Source organism: uncultured Lutibacter sp., assembly GCF_937891065.1.
Classification (GTDB): Bacteria; Bacteroidota; Bacteroidia; order Flavobacteriales; family Flavobacteriaceae; genus Lutibacter.
In genome coordinates, this window is the sequence record NZ_CALAEQ010000185.1 from 1 (window position 1) to 6,282 (window position 6,282).

Genomic DNA, 6,282 nt, shown 5'->3' on the forward strand with positions numbered 1-6,282 from the left:
CTTCATTTATTGCAGTTCCACACTCAGCACAAAATTTTTCATCTTTTTCAAATGGAGTATTGCATTTTTGGCAAGTGTTTACATCAACTTTTATTACTTTGGTTTGTTGAATTATTTTTTCTCCACAAGAACCACAGAAAAGAGCTCCTTCATTTAGTTTATTTCCACAATTTGGACAGTTTATAGATTTCATATCATTGAGTTTTATTACGTTTAAATAATAGTACAATAGTTATACAAAACAATGCTAATAGGGATAGCGTTATTAGCGCTGAAAATAAATTTGAAAAAAGGTATTCAGATTGTGTCATGAAAATTGAAAAGATTAAGATTGACTGCAATACAAAAATTATTTTCATAAACCAGTTTACAAACTTTTCTTTTTTTAACCTTAAAATAAATGTTATTAGAATTATTAATGAAAATATTTGCACTCCAATAATTTCATCAACTCCTGTATTTAATATGTAGAGTGGTATGTTTATTAAAAAATAATAAATTAATACGTTTTTAGCATTAGTCTTTTTATTACCAATAGTTTTATTTGTTGTATTGGGAGTAACATTTCCATTGGTTGTCGGTTCATTTTTTGAAACTATATTTGATATAGGTTCCTTAAGTTTAGAACCACAATTAGTACAAAATTTAATATTTAATTTTTGTTTCTTACCGCAATTTGAACAATATTCCATTTTTTAAAAATCTAGTTTTGTTGTAATATGAATTTCTATACTACAATTTGAAGGGTAGTCTTTATAAGAAACTTCATCATATTCAGAGTTGTAATATCTATCTTTTACTTCAAGTATATAATTAGTAATATCACCCTCAAAAATATAAGCGTAAAAGTAATTACCGTTGGATGATGTATTTCTTTTTTTTATAAAAGGCACATCTTTTAATCGTATTGTTACTTCACGACTTCTATCAGGATCCGAATAATACCCATTATCATTAAAGCTTAGACTAATTAAGTTATTTGAATTGTCTAATCCTTCGATACTCAAATCTGTATAATCACTAGAAGAATCGTCCTTCCAAATTCTCTTAACGATTATTTTGTTTCCTTTTTTTGTAAAAGTAGTTCCTTGACTTAATATCCCATAGTCAATATCGGATTGATTGTTAAAAAAATTTCTTGTTACACTAGCCACACCCCTATATCTAAATTCTATTCTGATTTTTTCTATATCAATATCATTTCCTTCCTCTATATCTACTATTCCGTCAATACCATCAAGGTTTAGTTCAATTTCCTCATCTTTTTTATCTTCAATATTTTCAGCAACTTCAATACTTACCAAAGTACTAGCTATACTACCCATACAATCTTGAAGTTTAAGCGTAAATTTTTGAATACCAGGTTTGGAAGGTGCTGTCCAATTAAATGTTACTTTAGGTTTATCAGAGGTGTTACCATAGATGCTTCCTGCACCGCTATAATAAGGAATCCCGCCTTTAACATAAACAGGGATCTCAATATCTTCACCTGGAGAAACTTGTTTTGGGGCATTAACGTTGGTAATTACTAATGCTCCTGCATTTGCAATTTTTTTATTAATTGCTGCAAGTAAACTTTTTACTCTTGGTATAGCTTGTAGTTCATTTATTTCAGGATATGTTTTTGCACCATTCTTTAGCATTTTTAGTGCTTTGTTTGCATTATATTTTGCAGTGTTCAATTGCATTCCTCTTTTGTAATCTTTATAAGCTTCAAGATATGGAAAACGAGCATTATTTATCTCTTTGTTTACACGTTCATTATACTTTGCTTTTTTTAAATTTTCTTCTAATTTATACCGTAATTTTGAAAGCATTGTTACGTTGTTAAATTTATTGTTTTGTAAAAAATTACGAAGTTTGGACAGTTTAAATTTGGCTTTTTTTAGTTGTCCTGATTTTATTAATTGACTAATATTCACCAATTGAGAACGTGCAAATATTCCGTTATTAATCTTTTGATTTTCTTCTATATCTGCTACATTTTGTTGTTCTTTTTGAAGCATTGCTATCTCCGTATATAGGGTAGAAACCCGATTAGCTGTAAAGGCAATAACTAAACCTGGTCCGAGTCCTCCTCCTAATGCTGCACTAGCAGCACCAGCACCAGTACTTGCGCCATAATCAATAATTTTAGCGGTTGCTTTAATTCCTTTAACTTCAGGGTCTTCATCACTATAGTAAATATCATAAGCATCAAATAACACAAACACCCCATCAACCACTGTTCCTACCATACCACCTGGTCCTTTCCCTGGAGTTTTTAAATCTCCTATATTTGTCAAATCCTTTGACATTTTTTCCTTAAGTAAATCATAGAAAGCTCTTGCTTGCTTTGGGTTTAACCCGCTTGCTTCATCACGCATTGCTTTAAGTATATGCTTAGGTAGTTTTCCTGTTTTAGCTATTATTTCATCCATCTCAGACAATGTTTTTAAAACTGCATTTCCTGCCTTATCACCTGTTCCATAAATGATTTTTTTTAATGTTTTAACATCAACTTTTATATTACTGGTTACATCACTAACATAGCTACTTAACCGACTTGGGGAGAAATTCATAAGTTTATTAAGATTTGTTTTTGATGCGCTTGCATAGCGTTTAAAAAGTGTTTCTACCTGTTTTTTATTTAATCCTTTTGCCGATTCCCATATTTTTTTCATGGTTTTTTTTACTATAGGATCATTCATCTCGGCAACTAACTTTTTAGCTATTTTCGTTTCTAAAGCTTTCAGCGTTTCTGCTTGTATAAATGTTTCGGTTGTTTCTTTCAACTCTTGTGTTTGAGACTTTGGGTTTTGAGCATATGAAAAACAGCTAAATAGCAAGGCTAGTATAATAAAGAGATTTTGGATGTATATTTTATTCATAGTTTCTTCAACTTTTAACAGACCTTGTTTTTTATTAAACTAAATTTTTATAATATTTATTACTGTAACAAACAATAGTAGCAATATCATATTCACTTATTCTTCGTAAATCATCTTTTCATATATCTCTTTATATTTGCCATCCGCTCCTTTTTCTCTTCCAGAAAAAGCATAATAATAACCACTTATAAATTTACCATTTTGATATATTCTTTCATGTTCAATTCCTCCTGGTATATCGGAATTATATGTTATTTGAGTACCGTCTTTTTTGCCATCTTTGAAATTCTCAATTTTCCTAAAATCCTCTTTACTTTTATAAAAAACATAAGTTGTTTGGGTTCCGTGCAGGACATCATTTTTATAATTTTGGATTTTCTCAATCTCTCCTTGAGTACCTGGGCTTATGTGATAATATGTCCATTTCCCATGTCTCCGTCCATTATTATAATTACCTTCACTATAAAGTATTTTTTCACCGTCAAAACAGTAATGTTTATAAGGGCCATGTGGTAAGCAATACCATATTGTTTCCTGTCCTGTACCTGAATTCCCTGTACGCCAAGGACCTTCATTATTTTCACGTTTACCAGACCATACTTTGTCTCTATACTCTTTGGAATATCCACTATGAAACTTACTTGCAAAATAATGGTGTTCATGGGTCTTATTACTTAGCTTAGAAACATCTACAAATTCTTTCAAACCTGAATATTTCTCATTAACAGGTTCTTCATTTTCTTCTTCAATCTCTTCAATCTCTTCAACCACCTCAATACTAACCGAAGTACTTGCAATACTACCCATGCAATCTTTAAGTGTAATCGTAAATTTTTCAATGCCAGGTACTACAGATGCATACCAAAACATGGTTACTTCTGCATCTTCAGAGATATTACTACCGATTTCTCCAACGGAACTATAATAAGGAATACCTCCTGTTACAAAAACAGGGATATCAATAGATTGACCTACATATACGCGCTCAGGTGCAGCAACTCTAGTTATTGAAAATTCTGCTGCATTGGCAATTTTTTCATTAATTGCATTAATAAGTTGCTGAGTTTTAGAGATTGCAGTTAATCCACCTATTTCAGGATAGGTTTGTAAATTCTTGTTTAAAATAGCTAGTGCTTCAGCCGCATATATTTTGGCAAGATGTAATTGTACTCCTTTTGTGTAATTCGTTATTGCTTTTCTGTATGGATGTCTTGCTTCATTAACGATTCCATTGATAAGCAGGTTTCGTTCAGCAATTTCCGATTTTTCTTCTAAATCTTTAAGTAAATCAAAAAGCTTTCCTTCATTTTCACTACTGTGATCAAGAAGAAATGTCTTCAGTTTATAGATTAAGGAATTTGCATTTCTAATTTCTCCGGATTTAATTTTATTGTTGATATTAACCAGTTGACGTCGTACGAGTATTGCGTTATCGATTCTTTCATTCTTTAAGGCATCTTTTGCTTCTTCCCGCTCTTTTTGAAGCATTGCAATTTCGGTGTATAAGGTCGAAACCCTGTTGGCAGAAAAAGCGATTACTAAACCTGGGCCTAGCCCACCACCTAAAGCTGCACTTGCAACACCAGCACCAGTACTTGCCCCATAGTCAATAATTTTACCGGTGGCTTTTATGGCCTTTACTTCAGCTTCATCGTCACTGTAGTAAATATCGTATGCATCACTAAGCACAAAATATCCATCAACTGCAGTGCCTACATATTTACCTAATCCTTCTGTTAAGTTCTTTGTATTGCTAAGTTTTTTCCAATCTTTTGATAATTTATTTTTCAACAAATCATAGAAAGCACTAGCCTGTTTAGGATCTAAACCAGCCGCTTCACTTCTCATTTTTTTAAGTAATTCAGCAGATACTGTTCCTGTTTCGGCAATAACATTGTCCATCTCGGTTAATATTTTTAAAGTCGCATTTCCTGCTTTATCTCCTGCTCCATAAATGATATTCTTTAAGGTTTTAGAATCAAATTTTATATTACTTGTAACGTCGCGTGCATAACTACTCAACTGGCTCGGAGATAGATTAATCAATTGTTTTATACTTGTTGTTGAAGCTTTCGCCCAACGTGATGCAAGTTTCTGAACTTGATTCTTATTTAGTCCTTTTGCTGCTTCCCAGAATTTGGTCATTGCTTTTGTAACTGCCCCACTATTTCTTTCGGCATCTAGTGCTATCGCAAGATTATTACCAACAGCTTTCATTGTTTCTGCTTTCACAAACGTTTTTGCTGATTTTTTATCCTCTGCACTGTTCTGCTCAGCTGTTTGCGCAATTGAATAACTACTTATAATAAGTAAGCCGATTATAAAAATGATAAGTTTATATGTGTTTTTCATAGGATTCATTTATTTACTGTTTTCACTTTCTAAAAACTCTAATTGCCATTGAGCAGCTAAGGAGCCCTTTTCAGCTGCCTGTTTTAATAGTTTTATTGCCTTTTCAGAATCTTTTTTTAGCCATATCCCTTGCTCATAATAATCGGCAAGTTCAACCATTGCATCTAAATCACCTTTATTAGCTAATTTTTCGTACAATTCAAATGCTTTATATTGATCCGGTTCAACACCTACACCATTACGGTATTTATCAGCAAGATTTTTATCATCAACAGCTGTTTCTACAACTATCTGATTTTTTTCATTAGTACTGCTACTTGTCTCAATTTCTTCGTTGTTTACATTCTCGGTATTAATTATATCAATATCACTTGTGTTAGTACTTTTCAAATCATCACCTAAATTATAAAGGATTATAGAACCTATGATAATAAATGCTAAAAACCCTACTGCAATTTTTCCTATTGTTTTTAAAATGCCTCCTTTTTTCTTTTTTATTGAAGGGTTTGATGTTATAGTTGGAATGGATTGTGGTTTACTTTTTGAGATTATTTTTTTCTCAGGAACCTCTTTGTTCGTTGCTACTCCTTCATTTATTACATTTCCACACTCAGCACAAAATTTTTCATCTTTTTCAAATGGTGTATTGCAATTTGGACAAGTGTTTGGATCAACTTTAATTGCTTTGGCTTGTTGAATTATTTTTCCTCCGCAAATACCACAAAAGAGAGCTCCTTCATTTAGTTTATTTCCGCAATTTGGACAGTTTAGAGATTTCATATAAATGAGTTTTATTTCCTTTAAATAATTGTGTTTATTCTAATTTTTGAATTAATTATCAGTTTATTGCTGTCAAAAAGATTAATTTTTTTGCACAATTGTGAAATATCATAAATAAGTGAAGGAGGAGATAGTTTAATAAGCTTCTTCATAATAATATTCTTTATTAAAATATCACTAGAAAATTAAATCTTGGGGAATGTTGCTATAAGTAAGAATCTATACTAAGCACCATTAGATGGAATAGAAACAAACTTTAGTTATGTTAAAATTGGGGCTA

At 31.4% G+C, this 6,282-nt stretch carries 5 protein-coding genes; all 5 read right to left on the reverse strand.

Translation table 11 applies throughout. The features are described from left to right. The coding region (locus tag Q0352_RS10180) for a zinc ribbon domain-containing protein (protein WP_299527193.1) at nucleotides 1-193 on the reverse strand (193 nt) is incomplete at its 3' end. A 1-nt stretch (nucleotide 194) separates the two neighbouring features. Continuing rightward, complete coding sequence (locus Q0352_RS14785; RefSeq protein WP_367274628.1) at nucleotides 195-692, reverse strand: zinc-ribbon domain-containing protein; 498 nt, start codon at nucleotides 690-692, stop codon at nucleotides 195-197. 3 nt (nucleotides 693-695) lie between these two features. Further along, nucleotides 696-2,870, reverse strand: a complete 2,175-nt coding sequence (locus tag Q0352_RS10185; RefSeq protein WP_299527194.1) for a hypothetical protein — start codon at nucleotides 2,868-2,870, stop codon at nucleotides 696-698. 96 nt (nucleotides 2,871-2,966) lie between these two features. After that, nucleotides 2,967-5,231: a hypothetical protein gene (locus tag Q0352_RS10190; RefSeq protein ID WP_299527195.1), complete on the reverse strand. Its 2,265-nt coding sequence runs from the start codon at nucleotides 5,229-5,231 to the stop codon at nucleotides 2,967-2,969. Further along, complete coding sequence (locus tag Q0352_RS10195) at nucleotides 5,232-6,002, reverse strand: zinc ribbon domain-containing protein (RefSeq protein ID WP_299527196.1); 771 nt, start codon at nucleotides 6,000-6,002, stop codon at nucleotides 5,232-5,234. Nucleotides 6,003-6,282: the final 280 nt, after the last annotated feature.

Bases quoted from the DNA above. Each gene is read 5' to 3' on its own strand.
- Q0352_RS14785 (WP_367274628.1), bottom strand. From the start codon at position 692: ATGGAATATTGTTCAAATTGCGGTAAGAAACAAAAATTAAATATTAAA.
- Q0352_RS10185 (WP_299527194.1), bottom strand. From the start codon at position 2,870: ATGAATAAAATATACATCCAAAATCTCTTTATTATACTAGCCTTGCTA.
- Q0352_RS10190 (WP_299527195.1), bottom strand. From the start codon at position 5,231: ATGAATCCTATGAAAAACACATATAAACTTATCATTTTTATAATCGGC.
- Q0352_RS10195 (WP_299527196.1), bottom strand. From the start codon at position 6,002: ATGAAATCTCTAAACTGTCCAAATTGCGGAAATAAACTAAATGAAGGA.